This is a genomic window from Streptomyces sp. 378, assembly GCF_030124145.1.
Lineage (GTDB): Bacteria > Actinomycetota > Actinomycetes > Streptomycetales > Streptomycetaceae > Streptomyces.
This window is the reverse complement of the sequence record NZ_JASKMS010000036.1, coordinates 37,206-55,288: the sequence shown is the minus strand read 5'-3', so window position 1 is coordinate 55,288 and position 18,083 is coordinate 37,206. Positions and strand designations below refer to the sequence as shown.

Here is an 18,083-nt window from a genome sequence, read left to right as displayed (position 1 = left end):
CCTCACCCCCGGGATGTCATGACCGTATGCCGATACGGGCATGACAGCCGGGGGCGCTCGGCGTTACCGTCGGGGACGCGGACACACGCCAGGCGCGAAGGAGGGGCCCGTGACCGGCAAGCCGAGGGGTGAGCGGCACATAGGACTGCTGAACGGCTTCGCGGCCTACGGGATGTGGGGGCTCGTCCCCCTGTTCTGGCCCCTGCTCAAGCCGGCCGGCGCGGTGGAGATCCTGGCCCACCGGATGGTGTGGTCGCTGGTCTTCGTGGGCGCCGCCCTGCTCGTGCTGCGCCGCTGGGTCTGGGCCGGTGAGCTGCTGCGGCAGCCGCGCAAACTGGCGCTGATCACGGTCGCCGCGGCGGTCATCACCGTCAACTGGGGCCTGTACATCTGGTCCGTGAACTCCGGGCACGTGGTCGAGGCCTCGCTCGGGTACTTCATCAACCCGCTGGTCACCATCGCGATCGGCGTGCTTCTGCTGAAGGAGCGGCTGCGGCCGGTGCAGTGGGCGGCGGTCGGCACCGGATGCGCCGCCGTCGTCGTACTGACCATCGGCTACGGCCGACCCCCGTGGATCTCCCTCTGCCTCGCGTTCTCCTTCGCCACGTACGGGCTGGTGAAGAAGAAGGTGGGCCTCGGCGGCATCGAGTCGCTGGCCGCGGAGACCGCGATCCAGTTCCTGCCCGCCCTGGGCTTCCTGGCGTGGCTGACCGCGCGGGGCGACTCCACCTTCGCCGCCGAGGGTGCGGGGCACGCGGCCCTGCTCGCCTCGGCCGGCATCGTCACCGCACTCCCCCTGGTCTGCTTCGGCGCGGCCGCCATCCGCGTGCCCCTGTCCACCATCGGCCTGCTGCAGTACTCGACGCCCGTCCTCCAGTTCCTGCTCGGCATCCTCTACTTCCACGAGGAGATGCCGCCGGAGCGCTGGGCCGGGTTCACGCTGGTGTGGCTGGCGTTGACGCTGCTCACCTGGGACGCCCTGCGCGCCGCCCGCCGGGCCTCGCGCACCCTCACCGACGAGATCAGCGCGCCCGGCGCCACCAGGGCGACCGGCACGGTCAGCGCCGCGCGGAAGGCCGACAGCGTGGCCTCGGGGCCGGATCCGGTGGACGCCAAGCCGTAGAGCGCGGTCACCGCCGAGCCGCCGATCGCCGAACCGAACTGGGTGGCGGTGGCCGGCAGCCCGCCGGCCGGGCCCTGCTCCGACCCCGCGTCCCCGTCCGTCGCCGCGATCGTCAGCTGCCCGTGGAGCACCGGGAGGAGATCGCGGCGGCCCGGACCGCGTACGACTCCCGCGCCGCGCAGGCCGCGCAGGCCGCGCAGGCTACGGCTTCGTAGGGGCGTGGCGGGCGCGGTGTGCCCGGACCTTCTCGCGGTTCCCGCAGTGCTCCATCGCGCACCAACGGCGGCGGCCCGGGCGGGAGGTGTCGACGAAGAGCAGGTGGCAGTCGTGGGCGCCGCACTCGCGGATCCGGTCGGCGAACGGCCCGGTGAACAGGTCGATCGCGTCGCGGGCGACGGTGGAGAGCAGTTGGGCGCCGGTGGCGCCGGGCGCCCAGGAGCGGATGCCGCCGGGCTCGACGCGAGCGATGAGCGGGGGCCCGGCAGCGGCGGCGTTGACGACGTCCAGGTGGGCCGGCTCCAGGGGGTGGCCGTGGGCGCGACCGGCGGCGAGCAGGAACACGGCGTCGCGCAGGGCGCGCACCCGCTCCAGTTCCGCGGCGCAGACGGTGAGGTCGAGCCCGTCCGGCAGTCGGCTGCGCGCGGCCCAGGTGACCAGGTCGGAGGGCTCGTGCAGCACCTCCCAGCGGGCGAAGGCCCCGGGGCCGCCCGTCGCCGTCAGCTCCATGCACAGGGTGCCCGGGTCGAAGCGGTAGGGCTTGCCCTCGTGCGAGACCAGCGTCAGACCGGGCGGTCGTTCCGGCGTTTCCCCTGCGCGTCCACTCACCTAACCAGTATAAGTGGTTACATGACGCAGACACCGCCGTCCCCCGCTCCCGTGCACTGGAAACTCGTCATCGACGCCGATGACCCGCACGCGCAGGCCGACTTCTGGGCGGCCGCCCTCCGCTACGAGGTCGAGGACAACAGCGCCCTGATCGGGAAGCTGCTCGGCTTCGGCGCCCTGCCGGAGGAGGCCACGGTCGACTTCCACGGCCGCCGCGCCTTCCGGGACCTGATCGCCGTACGGCACCCCGAGGACCCGTTCGACGAGGAGAGCGGGACCGGGCTGGGGCGGCGGCTGCTGTTCCAGCGAGTGCCGGAGGCGAAGACGGCCAAGAACCGGCTGCACCTCGATCTGCACCCGGGCGAGGGGCGGCGCGAGGAGGAGGTCGCACGGCTGGAGGAGCTCGGGGCGAGCACGCTGCGGCGGGTGAAGGAGCAGGGCGGTGCATGGGTCGTGATGGCGGACCCGGAGGGGAACGAGTTCTGCGTGCAGTGACCGGGGCACCGGAGGCCCGTACTCCGTAACGCCCTGGCCGAATAGGCACCTTGACGGAGAGTCAGTACCAGCTTCACCATCCAGGCACCCCATTCACTGTGGGCGGCCCGTGGACACCCCACGGGCTTCCCGACGGAATCCGGAGCCCCCACATGAAGCTCTCCGTTTCCGCGCGCGCCGTCGCGGCCGGCGGCATGGCAACAGCCATGCTCCTGACCGGCGGTGCCGTGGCCGACGCCGCGTCCTCCGCTCCCTCCAGAGCGGCCGTCGCGCCGGACATACCCGTGGCGAACGTCAAGGCCCACCTGTCCCAGCTGCAGTCCATAGCCACCGCCAACGGCGGCAACCGGGCGCACGGCCGGGCCGGCTACAAGGCCTCGCTCGACTACATGAAGGCCAGGCTGGACGCGGCCGGATACACCACCACGGTCCAGCAGTTCACCGCCTCCGGCCGCACCGGCTACAACCTGATCGCCGACTGGCCGGGCGGCGACGCGAACCAGGTCGTCATGGCCGGCTCGCACCTCGACAGCGTCTCCTCGGGGCCCGGCATCAACGACAACGCCTCCGGCTCGGCCGCCGTCCTGGAGACCGCCCTGGCCGTGTCGCGGGCGCAGTACAAGCCCGCCAAGCATCTGCGGTTCGCCTGGTGGGGCGCGGAGGAACTCGGCCTGATCGGCTCGCGCTACTACGTCAACCGGCTGGCGACCGGCGACCGTTCCAGGATCAGCGCCTACCTCAACTTCGACATGATCGGTTCGCCGAACCCCGGCTACTTCGTCTACGACGACGACCCCGCGATCGAGAAGACCTTCAAGGACTACTTCGGCGGCATCGGCGTCCCGACCGAGATCGAGACCGAGGGCGACGGCCGCTCCGACCACGCGCCGTTCAAGAGCGCGGGCGTGCCGGTGGGCGGCCTGTTCACGGGGGCGAGCCGGACGATGACGGCGGCACAGGCGGCCAAGTGGGGCGGCACGGCGGGGCAGGCCTTCGACCGCTGCTACCACTCCTCCTGCGACACCACCGCCAACATCAACGACACCGCCCTGAACCGCAACAGCGACGCCCTCGCGTACGCGGTGTGGGAGCTGTCGGAGTAGCCCCTCGGGGCGGCGCCTACGGGTTGCGGGCGGCGCGTTCGGTGAGACGGCCCATGCGGGCGCGGGCCGACTCCAGTTGCTCGACCTCCTCGGCGGCCGGACCGCCCTCGGCGGCGAGCTCCGTCCACAGACCGATCAGGTCGCGCCCCAGCTCCAGCCCTTGCGCCGGGTCGCGCACCGCGCGCCAGGCGGTGGCCGCGCTCTCCACGTTGCCGTAGGCGGCCTCCGCGTCGCCGGCCCGGCGGCGGGCACCGGCCAGGTCGAGCGACAGCCGGCAGGCGCGGACCGGGTCGCCCGCCAGGTAGGCGATGTACGCGGTGAGTTCGCGCAGCCGGAGCACCTCGGGGTGCTCCGGCCCCAGCGTCCCCGACGCCTGCGACACGGTCTGCTCAGCCAGCCCGGCGGCCGTGTCGATCCGGCCCTCCTTCACGGCCTCGTTGATCCGCGCGACGGGCTCCGCGAGGAGCGCGGGCGCGGCGGGATCGCCCGGGGCGGTGAGGGGTTCGTCCCCGAGCACGGCCTCCGCCACGGCGTCGAAACCGCGCGGGGGCGTGGGCTTGAGGTCGGGGTCGGCGGCGATCAGGGCCTCTTCGGGGACCGGTACACGTCGCGGAGCCGGGCGGGCCTCCGGGAGGGGGAGCGGCCTGGCGTCCATGGGCGGGGGCGGGCCGAACGCGCCGGTGGGCGGCGCGACGGTGCCGGGTGGCGTCGCCGTGCCCGGGGCCGGCGGCGCGTCGTCCGGCACGGGCTCCGCCGACCCCGGCACGGCTCGCAGCTCGAACGTCGGTACGGGTTCATCGGCCGGCTGCGGCTCGGGCACCGCCCGGAGCCGGAACGTGGGGGCCGAGTCCCGGCCGGACTCGTGCGCGGGGCGCAGCACATGCGTGGCGCTGTTACTCGGGGCGGACGGGGCGTGCGGCGGCCCGGGTGGGGTCGCGGCACTGCCACTCCGAGTGTGCTGCGGCTCGGGCGGGGACGCGGTCCAGCCGGGGGCGTGCGGCGGCTCCGGTGGGGTCGCGGTCCAGCCGGGGGCGTGCGGCGGCTCCGGTGGGGTCGCAGTCCCGCCCGAAACATGCGGCGGCGGCGCAAGGACGCCGTCGTCTCGGACAGGCCGCGACTCGGGCGGGAACCCGGCGCTACCACTCCGGGCATCCTGCGGCTCGGACGGGATCGCGGTCCCGCCCGGGGCGTGTTGCGGCTCGGCCGGGATCGCGGTCCGGTCGGGGACCTGTTGCGGCTCGAAGGGGGTCGCCGTCCCGCCCGGGGCGTGTGGCGGCTGCGGCGGCGCAAGGGTGCCGTTGTCTCGGGCGGGCCGCGGTTCCGGCGGCGTGAGGGCGGCCTCGTTGCCCCCGGCGTGCCGGGGCGCTGGTGGGGGCGTGGCGACCGGCTCGGCCGTGAAGCGGCTGGAGCCGTCCGGGTCGACCTGGAGCGGGACGACGTAGCCGATGCGCTCGTCGTGGATCGTGGCGAGGACGGGGTGGCCGGTGGCGAGGGCGATGTGGTGCAGGCGGTTCAGGACGGCCCGTTGGATCTCCTCACCAGGAGCCGCGAAGACCGGCACCCCTCCGACGGAGGCGCCGTCGGAGACCCCACCGGCTGCCCCTCCCGCGTCCGTCCCGGCCCGGGGGACATGGACGTCGATCGGCGCCGCCGGGGTCGCCGCGCGTGCGGCCTGCTTCTGTTCCCGCTTCTTCTCGCGGCTGAGTCGCGACATCGTCCCCTCACTGGGCGTCGTACACCTACTGTCGAGTGTGTCCGCTCGCCCCCGTTTCTCACGTCACCGCGGTGTCACAGGCTCGTCCCAAGGGCCGCGGGCAACGGCACGGGGCGTTCCGGGGGCGTGAGGGCCGGGCGCACGAGGGAGGAGAGGGGCATGCGCACAGGCACGCGACAGGGACCGGAGATCTGGCTGCGGGGCCCGGTGACCACGCCGGAGCCGGGGCCGCCGGAGCCCGCGCCCGCCCATGCCGCGGGGCGGCGCTTCTCCTGGGTCGGCACGCACGGCGGCGCGGGTGTCTCCACCCTCGTGGCGGTCTACGGCGGTCATGACAGCGGCCGGTCCTGGCCCGGGCCCGGTGATCCCCCGTCGGTGCTGCTGGTCGCCCGGACGCACGCGGCCGGGCTGGACACGGTCGCCGGGGCGGTGGAGCTCTTCCGGCGCGGTCAGGCTCCGCCGGGTCTCGACCTGGACGCCGTCGTCCTCGTGGCGGACGCCCCGGGCCGGCTGCCGCGCCCGCTCGCCCAGCGGGTCAGGTCCCTGGAGTCGGTCATCGACGTGTATCGCGTGCCGTGGGTGCCGTCCTGGCGGCTCGGCGAGACGGGCCACCCGCCGCGCGAGACGGCGGACCTGGCCCGCCTGACGGGAGCGGCGCGCTGACGGCCGTGCCCCTGCCGGACCGGCCCCTGTCGGACCGGCTGCTGTCGGACCGGCTGCTGTCGGACCGGCTGCTGTCGGCCGGGGAGATCGCGGCGGGTGTGCGCGCCCGGGCGCTGCGAGCGGCGAACGTCGTCGCGGCGGCGCTGGAGCGGATCGAGCGGGCCGATCCGGACCTGTGCGCGTTCGTCGAGGTGTGGGGCGAGGAGGCGTTGCGGCGGGCGGGTGAGGTGGACACCCGACTCGACCGGCGGGGTGCGGACCCGTCCCTGCCGCTCGCCGGTGTGCCGATCGCCGTCAAGGGGCGGCACGGGCTGCGCGCGGCGGACGCGCTGCTCGCCGCCGGGTGTGTGGCCGTGGGGGCGACGTCCGTGCCCGGGCCGGGCACGCCCTGGCAGACGTGGGGGCTCGGAGCCGGGGGCCGGACCGTCAACCCGTGGCGGGCCGACCGTACGCCGGGCGGTTCGTCGGCCGGGGCCGCGGCGGCGGTGGCGGCCGGGCTGGTGCCGCTGGCGACGGGTGGCGACGGGGCCGGGTCGGTGCGTATCCCGGCGGCGTGGTGCGGGGTGGTGGGGCTGAAGACGACGCGGGGACGGCTGCCGTCGGGCGATCGCACGGGGCTCACGGTCCGCGGGGTGCTCGCCCGCTCGGCGCGGGACGCGGAGCTGTGGTGGCGCACGGAAGCCCGGGAGCCGGTGCCGGCCCCGGTGCCTCTTCCCGTCACCGCCGTCTGGTCCCCGGACCTCGGTTTCGCGGGGCCCGACCCGGAGCCCGTCGCGCTCGCCCGGGCGGCGGTGGAACGGCTCGTGGTGGCAGGGGTGCTACGGCTGGTACGGCCGCGCACGCCGGTGCGGCTCGCGGATCCCGGGCCGGCCTGGCTCGCCCTGCGCACACCCGGTGCCGACCCGGCCGGGGCCCACCGTGTCCGGGCGGTGAACGACCGGCGGCTCGCGGACCTGTTCGCCGGTGCCGATCTGCTGCTGACACCGACGGCACCCACCGCCCCGCACGGCCACGAGGGCCCCGGGGACCGTTACTCCACTGCTCTGACCTGGGCGTTCAATCTCAGTGGGCACCCTGCGCTGAGTCTGCCCGCGGGGGTCGGCGACGACGGCTGCCCGGCCGGGCTTCAGCTGGTGGCCCGGCACGGGCGGGAGGCGCTTCTGCTGGCGGTGGCGCGCGAGGCGGAGGCGCGCGAGGCGGAGGCGCGCGAGGCGGAGGCGCGCGAGGCGGAGGCGCGCGAGGCGGGCTGACCGACGGCCCCGGCGGACACCCCTGGCGGCCACCCTTGGCACATTTACTTGCGTACGCATATGATGCACACGCGTGTAATTGACGTACGCCGAGTTTCCAGAGGGGCACCCATGACCCGCCGTTTCCTTTTCGTCCTGGGCAGCGCTCGCGCCGAGGGCAACTCCGAGCTGCTGGCCCGCCGGGCCGCCGAACAACTGCCCCCGGAGGTCGAGCAGGAGTGGATCGACCTCACCGAACTCCCCCTGCCGGACTTCGAGGACCTGCGCCACGACAGCGACCACGTCCGGCCGACCGAGGGCAACGTGGCCCGGCTGCTCGACGCCACGCTCGCGGCGACGGACATCGTGATCGTCTCGCCGCTGTACTGGTACTCGGTCTCCGCGCAGACCAAGCGCTACCTGGACCACTGGTCGGGCTGGCTGCGCACGCCGGGCCTCGACTTCAAGGCGACCCTGGCCGGACGCACCCTGTGGGGCGTCACCGCCCTCGCGCACACCCAGGAGGTGGTCGCCGACCCGCTCGTCGGGTCGCTCCACAACTCGGCCGCGTACCTGGGGATGCGCTTCGGCGGGGTACTGCTCGGCAACGGCAGCAAGCCCGGTGACGTGCTGACCGACACCGCGGCGCTGACCCGGGCGAAGACCTTCTTCACGCAGGAGGCACCGCTCGCCCGGTTCCTGTACGAGCAGTGACCTGGGGCGGGCGCTCGAAGCTAGGCGGTGATGTCCTTCGCCGTGAAGCGTGCCCACGCCGCCGACCCGAACACCGCCGCGTACAGGGCCTGGAGGCCCAGGTTCTTGACCAGGTCGTCCCAGTAGACCGGCTCGCGCATGAGGTCGGCGAAGGAGAGCCAGTAGTGGGAGAACAAGTACGGCTGGAGGGCGTGCAGTTGCGGGATCTGGTCGAGGATCTGGACCGTGATCAGCAGGCCGACCGTCGTCGCCATCGCCGCGATGCCGCTGCCCGTCAGGGTCGACACGAACAGGCCGAGCGCGGCGACGCCGATCAGTGACGCGGCGACGGCCAGGGCGATCAGCAGGGCCCTGCCCAGGCCCTCGGCGAAGCCGATCCGCGTACCGGAGAGGGTCGTCAGGTCCCCGAGCGGGAAGAGCAACGCGCCGACCGCCAGGGCCGATACGGCGACCACCAGCGTGGCGGCCACGCAGAAGACGACGACCGTCGCGTACTTGGTCAGCAGCAGACGGCTGCGGCCGGCCGGGGCGACCAGCAGATAGCGGAGCGTGCCGGAGTGGGCCTCACCGGCGATCGCGTCGCCCGCCACCACCCCGACCGCCATCGGCAGGAAGAACGGGAGCGTGGCGGCCAGGCCGGTGAAGACCAGGAACAGGCCGTTGTTGGTGATCTGCGCGATGAAGGCCGGACCTCCACCGCCCCCGCCGCCAGGCGACGAACCGTCCCCCGTCTCGATTCTGACGGCGATGCCGACGAGGATCGGCACACCCGCCAGCACGGCCAGCAGCGCGAGCGTGCGCCAGCGGCGGAAGGTGGTGACGAGCTCGTTGCGCAGCAGCCCGAAGGTCCACAGCCGGCTCACCGGCCGTGCGGATTCCACGACTTCAGCCCGCGACATCGAAGCCCTCCCCGGTCAGCGCCACGAACGCGTCCTCCAGCGAGGCCCGTTCGACGGTGAAGCCGCGCACCCGGACCCCCGCCGTCACCAGCGCGGCGTTCAGCTCGGCGAGGTCGCGCTGCGGTGGTTCGCCGGTCACCCGGTCGCCGGTGACGACGACGTCGCCGACGCCCTGTTCCTTCAGTACCCGTGCCGCCTCCGCCGGGTCCGGCGTGGTCACCAGCAGCCGGCGGCGCGCGCCGGCGGACAGTTCGGCGACCGGCCCCTGCGTGATCAGCCGGCCCCGCGCCATCACGGCCGCGTGCGAGCAGACCTGCTCGATCTCGTCGAGGAGGTGGGAGGAGAGGAAGACGGTCGTGCCGTCCGAGGCCAACTCCCGGATCAGGGTGCGGATCTCCCGCATGCCCTGCGGATCGAGGCCGTTGGTCGGCTCGTCGAGGACGAGCAGCCGGCGCGGCCGGAGCAGCGCGGCGGCGAGGCCCAGGCGCTGTTTCATGCCCAGGGAGTACGCCTTGGCCTTCTTGGACCCGGCGGCCGTCAGGCCCACCCGGTCCAGGGCCGAGGCGACCCGGGCCGAGCGGGTGCGCGGATCGGCGGCCGGGTCGGCGCTGTCGTAGCGGGTCAGGTTGTCGCGGCCGGAGAGGAAGCCGTAGAGGGCCGGTCCCTCGATGAGGGCGCCGACGTGCGGCAGCACGGCGCGGGTGGCGCGGGGCATGGGCTGCCCCAGGACCCGGGCCGTGCCGGAGGTGGGCTCGATGAGGCCCATCAGCATGCGGATGGTGGTGGTCTTGCCGGAGCCGTTGGGGCCGAGGAAGCCGAAGACGCTGCCCGCCGGGACGGTCAGGTCGAGACCGTCGACGGCGAGCTGTCCGCCGCGGTAGCGCTTGGTGAGCGCGCGGGTGGCGATGACCGGTTCCCCGGTCTCGGCCCGCGCCTCGCTCTCCTGCGGTTCCGCGGCGGACGGTTCGCCCATCGGCTTCCTCGTTCTCTCGACGTCCCGTACGCCTACGGGCCTACTTCCCGGCGTCGGCCGCCTTCACGAGCGCGTCCTTGGTGACCAGGCCCGCGTAGACCTTGCCGTCGTCGGTGATGAGGGCGTTGACCAGGCGGGTCGAGAAGACCGTGCCCGAGCCGAACTTTCCGTGGACCTTGTCGCCGAGGGAGTCCATGAAGCCGCCGAGGTCGCCGCCGGCCTTGCCGGAGGGCACGCCCTCGCCGCCGGTGTCGAAGGTGGCGATGGTGTTCCAGCCCTCGCCGATGGTCTTCATGCCGTCGAGGCCCTTGGCGGGGCCGTCCCCGGCCTTGGGGGCGTGCTCGCGCGCCCCGCCCTGGTCGAAGCCCTTTCCGAAGCCCTTGCCGAAGTCCTTCTCGGAGCCCTTGGCGGCGTCCTTCTCCTCGGTGACCTTCGCCCCCTTGGGCGGGGTGAAGTCGAAGGTCGAGGCAGCCGGCTTGGCGAAGCTGACCTTCGTGAAGCCCGCGTCGACGACGGCGGCGCCGCCGCTCGCCGGGGTGAGCGTGAACTTCAGCGGCATGCCGGTCCGCGCGTCCACCGCCACGGTGATCGCGCCGACGGTCGAGCCGGACTGCTTCGGCTCGATGACCAGCTTGTAGGCGTCGCGGCCGGCCACCTGGGCGGTGCCGTCCACGGTGACGGACGTCGTGTCGTCGACCGCCTTCAACGCCTCCTCGGCGAAGTCCTTCGGCAGGGCCGGCGGCCGCTGGTCCTTCCCGCGCTCCGGGCTCTCGGCGGAGGTGCCGTGGTAGACCTCGTTGGACTTGCTGTCGTAGCCCCAGACGTCCTTGCCGTTGTGGATGAGGCTGTACTCGGCGGCGTTCTCCAGCAGTGACAGCTTCTGCCGGTCCGGGCCGTCCGCCGCGACGCGCAGGGTGTGCGTGCCGGAGGCCAGTTCGGTGAGCTTGGCGGTCGGGTCGGCGGAGGAGCCGCCCTCGCCCTGGCCCGCGGCACCGGACAGCAGGCCGGACTCCAGGCCGCCGAGGTTCGGCAGGCCGAGGTCGGTGCTGATCTTCACCGTGCCGGACAGCTGCTCGACGTCGGACTTGGCGATCTTCTCGATGAGTTGCCGGGCGGTGATCTTCGGGAGGTCGGGGTCGCCGGAGTCGGCGAGCGCGGGGACCAGGCCGATCGTCGCGGCCGCCACCCCGATCACCGTGACCGGGACGATGTACCGCGCGGCTGTGCGCCGCCCGGATCGCTGCTCGTCGGCCTGCCCGGCGGTCGTGCTGTCGTCGGATGCGTACGGTGCCATGTGTGCCCTACCTCCGTGATCGGCGGCGGCTGTCCGTGTCGTGCACGCACTCGTCCCTGAGCCGCCATTCTCACCCGAACAGGTGAGGAGTGGTGTTTTCCGTAGTGTCCATCTGACCAAATCGGCCAGCCGGATACGTCAGACCCCGGACTCAACTCCGTGTACTGCTGGGGTATGACACGGAGGCTCGGCTTCTCCCCCGACCCGTAGGGGTCGTACGGGGAAGAGGTGCTAGCCGGCCCGGTGCACGACCGCGTCACACAGCTCCACAAGCGCCGTCTTCGCGGCGCACTCCTTCAGGGGCGCCAGCGCCGAACGGGCGTCCTGGGCATAGCGGACGGTGTCCCGCCGGGCCTGCTCCAGCGCCGGGTGGGCCCGCAGCAGGCGCAGGGCCTCGGCATGCCGTTCGTCGTCGGTGAGGTCGGAGTCCAGCAGCTCGCACAGGGCGATGTCCTCGGCGAGCCCGAGCCGGGCCGCCCGCTCGCGCAGCCGCAGCACCGGCAGGGTGGGGATGCCCTCGCGCAGGTCGGTGCCGGGGGTCTTGCCGGACTCGTGGGAGTCGGAGGCGATGTCCAGGACGTCGTCGGCGAGCTGGAAGGCGACACCGAGCCGCTCGCCGTACTGGGTCAGCACGTGCACGACCGTCTCGTCGGCGCCGGACATCATCGCGCCGAAGCGGCAGGAGACGGCGACCAGCGAGCCGGTCTTGCCGCCCAGCACGTCCAGGTAGTGCTCGACGGGGTCGCGGCCGTCCTGCGGTCCGGCCGTCTCCAGGATCTGGCCGGTCACCAGGCGCTCGAACGCCTCGGCCTGCACCCGCACGGCCTCCGGGCCGAGGTCGGCCAGGATGTGCGAGGCGCGGGCGAAAAGGAAGTCGCCGGTGAGGACCGCGACGGAGTTGCCCCAGCGGGTGTTCGCGCTCGCGACGCCCCGGCGCACGGCGGCCTCGTCCATGACGTCGTCGTGGTACAGCGTGGCGAGGTGGGTCAGCTCCACGACGACGGCCGACGGCACGATCCCGGGTGCGTACCGGTCACCGAACTGGGCGGAGAGCATCACGAGCAGCGGACGGAACCGCTTGCCACCGGCCCGCACCAGGTGCTGGGCGGCCTCCGTGATGAAGGGCACCTCACTCTTGGTGGCCTCGAGCAAGCCTTCCTCGACAGCCGTCAGCCCGGCCTGGACATCGGCTTCCAGAGCCTGGTCCCGCACGCTCAGCCCGAACGGCCCGACGTCGGTCACGAGGGGTCTCCTGTCTGCTGTGTCTGCCGGTGATTACGCGGTTTGTCGATAGGTCGCTGCCCTCACTCACGTCAGCGTATCCGGTCACGTTTCGATCACCGCCAGCGCCCGTGGTTACAGGCCGGGTGGTATCCGATCACGACCGCTATGTTTTCGATCAACCCATAAGAACAGATATTTATCGACTTACTCAAAGATAGCAAAATATGCCCGATTTGCCGTTTTGAGTAAGTGAATTCCCCTTGATGGAAATTGCCCCTCCGGCTCGTGATCAGTGAGTTGAATCACTCCTTCCGCTTTTCCCTCCCGGCCTCGCACCGGCCCGTACCCCCTTCCCCGATAAGCCAGTTGAGCCTTGGCTCGCGCAAAGGATCAAGTGGCCCAAACAGCCCCGACCAAGGTCATCCGCGTGATATGTGACTGAGGCGCTTGTTCCCGACATGTGCTCTCGCATACGTTCCCGGCCTGTCCGGCGGACGCCTAATCCTGCCGCCGCCCGGACTCCCCACTGAACCGACTCACTCACGCAGGGCAGGAGCGGGGGACCCAGGTAAGTCGCCGGTCCGCACAGCGGCACGGCTCGGGGTGAAGCCGCGCACGGCACACAGCGCCGTACGCGGCCGGGCACCTCCCGGCCCGAACCCGACAGCTCACCTCGCAGGCGCCGGAGAGGAATATCGCCATGCCCGCACGAGGCAAGCACCGTCGCCCCAGAACCAACCCGCTGACCCGAGGCTTCATCGCCGCCGGCACCGGCGGAGCCGCACTCACCCTCCCGCTCCTCGGCGCCACCCACGCGAGCGCCGCCGAGCCCCAGAGCGCACCCGCCGCACAGTCCGTGCCGCGGGCGGCCCAGCCCGCCAAGTCCCTCACGTACACCGTGACCAAGGGCGACTCGCTCGCCCGCATCGCGGACACGTACGACGTCTCGGGCGGCTGGAAGCAGCTCTACAAGGACAACCGCGCCGCCGTCGGCGACAACCCGAAGCTGATCCACCCGGGTCTGAAGCTGACGGTGAAGACCACCAAGGCGCCCGCCGCGAAGAAGACGGTGACCCCCTCGTCCGCCCCGGCCAAGCCGGCCGCGAAGCCCGCCACGGGCGTCGCCCAGGCCACCCAGGCGTCCGCGAAGACCTACGCGAACAACCTCGACGGCTGGATCCGCGAAGCGCTGGACATCATGGCGCAGAAGGGGATCCCGGGGTCCTACGAGGGCATCCACCGCAACATCATGCGCGAGTCGTCCGGCAACCCGCTGGCGATCAACAACTGGGACTCGAACGCCGCCAAGGGCACCCCGTCCAAGGGCCTGCTCCAGACCATCGACCCGACGTTCCAGGCCTACCACGTGGACGGCACGTCGTGGGACCCGTTCGACCCGGTCGCCAACATCACGGCGGCCTGCAACTACGCGGCCGACCGCTACGGCTCGATCGACAACGTCAACGGCCCGTACTGAGCCGTCCCGCCCAGCAGTCGTTCGAGGACGACGGCGATGCCGTCGTCCTCGTTCGACAGGGTGATCTCGTCGGCCACGGCCTTGAGTTCGGGATGGCCGTTGGCCATCGCCACGCCGTGCGCCGCCCAGTCGAACATCGGGATGTCGTTGGGCATGTCACCGAAGGCGATGGTGTCCGCCGGCCGCAGCCCCAGGTGCTCGGCGGCCAGCGCCAGACCCGTCGCCTTGGTGATCCCGCACGGCTGGAGTTCCACCGTGCCGGGCCCCGACATCGTCACCGTCGCCAGTGAGCCCACCACCGAGCGGGCCGTCGCCGCCAGTTCGTCGTCCGACAGGTAGGGGTGGCGCAGCAGCACCTTGCTGATGGGCTCGCCCCACAGGTCGTCGCGCCGGTCGACCCGCACCGCGGGCAGCGTCGGGTGCGGCATGAGGTAACCCGGCTCGATCAGGGTGAGCCCGTCGACCCCGTCCTGGTCGACCGCCGCGTACACCTGCCCCACCTCGGCCTCGATCTTGCCGAGGGCCGTCTCGGCCAGTTCCCGGTCCAGGGTGATGGACCACAGCAGCCGGTCCGCGCCGGCGTCGTACACCTGCGCGCCCTGCCCGCACACCGCGAGCCCCCCGCATCCGAGGTCGTCCAGGAGCGGCCGCACTCTCGGCGCCGGCCGGCCCGTCACCACGAGGTGCTGGGCACCGGCGTCCGCCACCCGCGCGAGCACGGCGAGAGACCGGTCGGAGAGGGTGTCGTCGCCGCGCAGCAACGTCCCGTCCAGATCGGTGGCGATGAGTGAATATGCGAGGGGTGCGGCCATGATCAGAGAATACGGACAACGCGCCCCCTTCGTTTCATCGCACGGCGGACGCCGATTGCCCGGTTGAAGGCCTCTGCACCGGTTGGCAACAAGATGCTCCGCTACCTACCGGAGAGGCCGCAACGAGCGGTACCTTCCATGTGTCCAGGGGGGACTTGATCGGGGGGTCAGGTTGAGCGGTGGGCGCATACGCGTGGCGGGGCCCGGGGAGCTCGGTGCAGGGGAGAAGGAGCGCTGGCGTGCGCTGCGCGCGGCCTGCGAGGCACCGCGCAACCCCTTCATGGAACCGGAGTTCACCGAAGCCGTCGGCCGGGTCAGGCCGGGGGCCCGGGTCGCCGTGGTGTACGAGGGGCCGGAGCCGGCCGGCTTCCTGCCCTATGAGCGGGGCCCGTTGGGGCAGGGCCGGGCGATCGGGCTCGGCGTCTCGGACGCGCAGGGCGCGATCCTGCGGCCGGGCCTGGACCTGGAGACGGGCGACCTGCTGAAGGCCTGCTCGGTGTCGAGCTTCGCCTTCGACAATCTGGAGGCCGAGCAGCGGCTGTTCGTCCGGTACGCGGCCGAGGAGCACGCCACCTACGTCATCGACGTGGAGAAGGGCTACGAGACGTACGAGTCGGTGCTGCGCGCGCAGTCGCCGAAGTTCCTCAAGACCACGCTGGCCAAGGAGCGCAAGCTGGGCCGGCAGGCCGGTGAGCTGCGGTTCGTGTTCGACGAACGCGACCCCGCCGCGCTGCGCACCCTCATGGAGTGGAAGTCGGCGCAGTACCGCAGGACCGGCCGCCGGGACCGGTTCGCCCAGGAGTGGATCACCCGGCTCGTCGGACGGCTGGCCCGGACCCGGGCGCCGGAGTGCAGCGGCACCCTGTCCGTGCTGTACGCCGGTGAGCGGCCCGTCGCCGCCCACTTCGGGCTGCGCTCGGCCTCGGTGCTGGCCTGCTGGTTCCCGGCCTACGACCCGGAGTTCGCGAAGTTCTCGCCGGGTCTGGTGCTGCACCTGCGCATGGCGGAGGCGGCGGCCGCCGATGGCGTCGGCATGCTCGACCTGGGGCGGGGCGCGGCCGCGTACAAGGACGCGCTGAAGACGGGCGAACTGCCCGTGTACGAGGGGGCGGTGACGCGGCCGGGGGCGGGCGCGGCGCTGCACTGGCTGAGCCGCGAGCCGGCGCGCCGCGCGCACCGCTTCGTCCGCGGTCGGCCGCGGCTCGCCTCGCTGGCCGCGCGGACCCTGAAGGGCGCGGCCCGGCTGCGCCGCACCTGAGCGCAAGGCGTATCCGACACAAGGGGGGTGGGCGCATGGCCCGTTCGGCGCGTGCGCGGGAGGAGATACGGCGGTTCCTGGACATCGGGGCGGTGCAGGTCGCCGAGCTGGACCTCGACGGGGACGAGGCGGTGCTCAGACCGGGCCCGGGGAGTCCGCCGGTGACGCACGGAGAGGTGTTCGCGCTGGTCAGGAGGGGCGGTCGGCCCGTCGGCACGCTGCTCGGGCGGGTGCCGGAGGGAGCGGATCCGACGGCCGTGCTGGCGGGGCGGGCCCGGGCGGAGTGCCGGCCGGCCGTCTTCGGCGAGCCCGGGGAGCCCCCGTACACGAGTGTCGTCGTCGCGACGCGGGAACGTGCCGGGCAGCTGGCGCGGGCGCTGGACTCGCTGCTGGCGCAGGACCATCCGCGGTTCGAGATCGTCGTCGTCGACAACGCGCCCGTCACGGACGAGACACGGGAGTTGATCGAGCGGAAGTACGCCGAGCGCGTGCGGTACGTCCGTGAGCCTGTTCCGGGGCTCGCGGGCGCGCACAACGCCGGGCTGGACGCCGTGCGCGGCGAGGTGGTCGCCTTCACCGACGACGACGTGGTCGCCGACCCGCGCTGGCTGACCGAGCTGACCGCGCCCTTCGCCGCCGACGCCCGGCTCGGGTGCAGCACCGGACTGATCCTGCCCGCGCGGCTGACCACTCCGGCCCAGGTGCTGCTGGAGAGCCACGGCGGCTTCGCGAAGGGCTTCACTCCAAGGACGTACGACCCGGCGAGCCCGCCGGGCGACGAGCCGCTGTTCCCGTTCACGGCGGGGCGGTTCGGATCGGGCGCGAACATGGCGTTCCGCACGGCGGTGCTGCGTTCCGTCGGCGGTTTCGACCCGGCCACCGGCGCCGGGACGGCCGCCCGGGGCGGGGACGACCTCTACGGTTTCGTGCGCGTCCTGGCCGAGGGCCACCGGCTGTGCTACACGCCGTACGCCCTGGTGTGGCACCACCACCGGGAGACCTGGCGGGACCTGGAGACCCAGGCGTTCGGCTACGGCGCCGGGCTCACGGCGTATCTCACCGCGGTGCTCGTGAACCGGCCCGCGCTGCTGCCGGCGTTCCTCGCGCGGCTGCCCCGGGGCCTCGCCCACGCCCGCGCGCTGACGGCCGTGCGGGAGGCGGAGGCGGCGCACGACGCGGGGATGCCGGGTGATCACGACGGGCGGACCCATCCCTGGCCGCGGCGGCTGTCGCGGTTGCAGCGACGCGGGATGGTGTACGGGCCGGTCGGCTATCTGAAGGCGCGGCGGGCCCTGCGCTCGCCCGTTCGGGAGAAGACAGCTCGGGGGGCGGGATGAAGACGGACGGCAGAGGCCGGGCGGAGCGGGGTGCGCAGGACGGTGAGGGGCCGACAGCCGCGGCGGGCGGTGCCGGCACCCCCGCGATCCCCGTCTTCCTGTACCACTCCGTGACGGACGATCCGCCGGACTGGATAGCGGAGTTCACGGTCACGCCGAAGCAGTTCGCCGCGCACCTCGACGCGGTGGTCCGCAGCGGCCGTACGCCCGTCACGATCAGCGCGGTCGCCGACCACCTGGCCGGGCGGGCGCCGCTGCCGCCCCGGCCCGTGCTGCTCACCTTCGACGACGGGTTCGCCGATCTGCCCGGCGCCACCGCCGAGGCCCTGGCCGAACGCGCGCTGCCGGCCACCGCCTACCTCACCACCGGGGCCATCGCCCCGGGTGGCCGCAGCCTGCTGCCACCCGCCCCGATGATGGCCCTGGCCCGGGCGGCGGAGCTGGAACGTTCCGGCATGGAGATCGGCAGCCACACCGTCACCCACGCGCAGCTCGACACCCTGCCGGCCAAGGCCCTGGCGTACGAACTGCGCACCTCCAAGGCCGTATTGGAGGACGCCCTCGGGCACGAGATACGGCACCTCGCCTACCCGCACGGCTACAACAGCCCCCGTGTACGGGCCATGTCGGCCCGGGCCGGCTACGAGACGGCGACCGCCGTACGGCACGCGCTCAGCTCCGACCGCGACGAGCGGTACCGCATCGCCCGGCTCATCGTCCGGCGCACCCACACCCTCGCCGACGTCGAGAGCTGGCTGGCGGGGGCGGGCGCGCGGGTGGCGCCGTACCGCGACGGGCCGAAGACGATCGCCTGGCGCTGGTACCGGCGGGCCCGTGCGGTGCTGCGCGGGCCCGAGTTCGCCGGCTGATCCCGGCTCACTCCAGCGGCTGGTCGAGTACGGGTCGGCGACGGCTCACCTCAGCGGCTGGTTACAGGTACGGG

At 73.1% G+C, this 18,083-nt stretch carries 17 protein-coding genes and 1 riboswitch; of the genes, 10 read left to right on the top strand and 7 right to left on the bottom strand.

What is annotated here, in order from left to right:
* The first annotated feature begins 109 nt into the window (after window positions 1-109).
* The gene (rarD, locus tag QNO09_RS34240) at window positions 110-1,123 is read left to right on the top strand and encodes an EamA family transporter RarD (RefSeq protein ID WP_283974127.1); all 1,014 of its coding nucleotides are present in this window, start codon (window positions 110-112) and stop codon (window positions 1,121-1,123) included.
* Between the two features lie 201 nt (window positions 1,124-1,324).
* Here rarD and QNO09_RS34235 read toward each other — a convergent pair whose 3' ends face one another.
* Window positions 1,325-1,948, bottom strand: coding sequence for a CGNR zinc finger domain-containing protein (locus QNO09_RS34235; RefSeq protein WP_283974126.1), 624 nt, complete (start codon window positions 1,946-1,948; stop codon window positions 1,325-1,327).
* A gap of 21 nt (window positions 1,949-1,969) precedes the next feature.
* On the opposite strand from QNO09_RS34235, the gene QNO09_RS34230 reads away from it, so the two are divergent.
* Window positions 1,970-2,443, top strand: a complete 474-nt coding sequence (locus tag QNO09_RS34230; protein ID WP_283974125.1) for a VOC family protein — start codon at window positions 1,970-1,972, stop codon at window positions 2,441-2,443.
* A gap of 152 nt (window positions 2,444-2,595) precedes the next feature.
* Window positions 2,596-3,546, top strand: a complete 951-nt coding sequence (locus QNO09_RS34225; protein WP_283974124.1) for a M28 family metallopeptidase — start codon at window positions 2,596-2,598, stop codon at window positions 3,544-3,546.
* 16 nt (window positions 3,547-3,562) lie between these two features.
* On the opposite strand, the gene QNO09_RS34220 is transcribed toward QNO09_RS34225, so the two are convergent.
* On the bottom strand, window positions 3,563-5,260 hold the full coding sequence (locus tag QNO09_RS34220) for a tetratricopeptide repeat protein (RefSeq protein WP_283974123.1): 1,698 nt from the start codon (window positions 5,258-5,260) through the stop codon (window positions 3,563-3,565).
* A 159-nt stretch (window positions 5,261-5,419) separates the two neighbouring features.
* On the opposite strand from QNO09_RS34220, the gene QNO09_RS34215 reads away from it, so the two are divergent.
* From QNO09_RS34215 to QNO09_RS34205, 3 genes are all read left to right on the top strand, one after another.
* Window positions 5,420-5,923: a DUF6668 family protein gene (locus QNO09_RS34215; RefSeq protein WP_283974122.1), complete on the top strand. Its 504-nt coding sequence runs from the start codon at window positions 5,420-5,422 to the stop codon at window positions 5,921-5,923.
* Window positions 5,924-5,991: 68 nt separating this feature from the next.
* Window positions 5,992-7,173 carry an amidase gene (locus QNO09_RS34210; RefSeq protein WP_283974151.1) on the top strand — a complete coding sequence of 394 codons (1,182 nt, stop codon included), beginning with the start codon at window positions 5,992-5,994 and terminating at the stop codon, window positions 7,171-7,173.
* A 111-nt stretch (window positions 7,174-7,284) separates the two neighbouring features.
* Window positions 7,285-7,866 carry a flavodoxin family protein gene (locus QNO09_RS34205; RefSeq protein WP_283974121.1) on the top strand — a complete coding sequence of 194 codons (582 nt, stop codon included), beginning with the start codon at window positions 7,285-7,287 and terminating at the stop codon, window positions 7,864-7,866.
* A 20-nt stretch (window positions 7,867-7,886) separates the two neighbouring features.
* Here the strand turns inward: QNO09_RS34205 and QNO09_RS34200 are convergent, their stop codons facing one another.
* The 4 genes from QNO09_RS34200 to QNO09_RS34185 form a co-directional block, all read right to left on the bottom strand.
* Window positions 7,887-8,765 carry an ABC transporter permease gene (locus QNO09_RS34200; RefSeq protein ID WP_283974120.1) on the bottom strand — a complete coding sequence of 293 codons (879 nt, stop codon included), beginning with the start codon at window positions 8,763-8,765 and terminating at the stop codon, window positions 7,887-7,889.
* Window positions 8,752-9,738, bottom strand: a complete 987-nt coding sequence (locus QNO09_RS34195) for an ABC transporter ATP-binding protein (protein WP_283974119.1) — start codon at window positions 9,736-9,738, stop codon at window positions 8,752-8,754. The genes QNO09_RS34200 and QNO09_RS34195 overlap by 14 nt, the downstream gene beginning before the upstream one ends.
* Before the next feature lie 40 nt (window positions 9,739-9,778).
* Window positions 9,779-11,032 (bottom strand): LolA family protein, encoded by a 1,254-nt coding sequence (locus QNO09_RS34190; protein WP_283974118.1) that lies wholly within the window; start codon window positions 11,030-11,032, stop codon window positions 9,779-9,781.
* A 231-nt stretch (window positions 11,033-11,263) separates the two neighbouring features.
* Entirely contained in the window at window positions 11,264-12,274 is a 1,011-nt protein-coding gene (locus QNO09_RS34185) for a polyprenyl synthetase family protein (protein WP_283974117.1), read from the bottom strand.
* Window positions 12,275-12,783: 509 nt separating this feature from the next.
* Window positions 12,784-12,953, top strand: a riboswitch (cyclic di-AMP (ydaO/yuaA leader).
* A gap of 3 nt (window positions 12,954-12,956) precedes the next feature.
* Between QNO09_RS34185 and QNO09_RS34180 the strand changes: the two genes are divergently transcribed.
* Entirely contained in the window at window positions 12,957-13,733 is a 777-nt protein-coding gene (locus QNO09_RS34180) for a transglycosylase SLT domain-containing protein (RefSeq protein WP_283974116.1), read from the top strand.
* Here QNO09_RS34180 and QNO09_RS34175 read toward each other — a convergent pair.
* Window positions 13,697-14,545 (bottom strand): HAD family hydrolase, encoded by an 849-nt coding sequence (locus QNO09_RS34175; RefSeq protein ID WP_283974115.1) that lies wholly within the window; start codon window positions 14,543-14,545, stop codon window positions 13,697-13,699. The genes QNO09_RS34180 and QNO09_RS34175 overlap by 37 nt on opposite strands.
* A 187-nt stretch (window positions 14,546-14,732) precedes the next feature.
* On the opposite strand from QNO09_RS34175, the gene QNO09_RS34170 reads away from it, so the two are divergent.
* The 3 genes from QNO09_RS34170 to QNO09_RS34160 are packed head-to-tail and all read left to right on the top strand — an operon-like array spanning window position 14,733 to window position 18,009.
* A complete protein-coding gene (locus QNO09_RS34170) occupies window positions 14,733-15,803 on the top strand; it encodes a GNAT family N-acetyltransferase (protein ID WP_502962382.1) in 1,071 nt (356 codons plus the stop codon).
* A 35-nt stretch (window positions 15,804-15,838) separates the two neighbouring features.
* Window positions 15,839-17,140, top strand: coding sequence for a glycosyltransferase family 2 protein (locus QNO09_RS34165; protein WP_283974113.1), 1,302 nt, complete (start codon window positions 15,839-15,841; stop codon window positions 17,138-17,140).
* Window positions 17,137-18,009, top strand: coding sequence for a polysaccharide deacetylase family protein (locus QNO09_RS34160; protein WP_283974112.1), 873 nt, complete (start codon window positions 17,137-17,139; stop codon window positions 18,007-18,009). The genes QNO09_RS34165 and QNO09_RS34160 overlap by 4 nt, the downstream gene beginning before the upstream one ends.
* Window positions 18,010-18,083 lie beyond the last annotated feature (74 nt).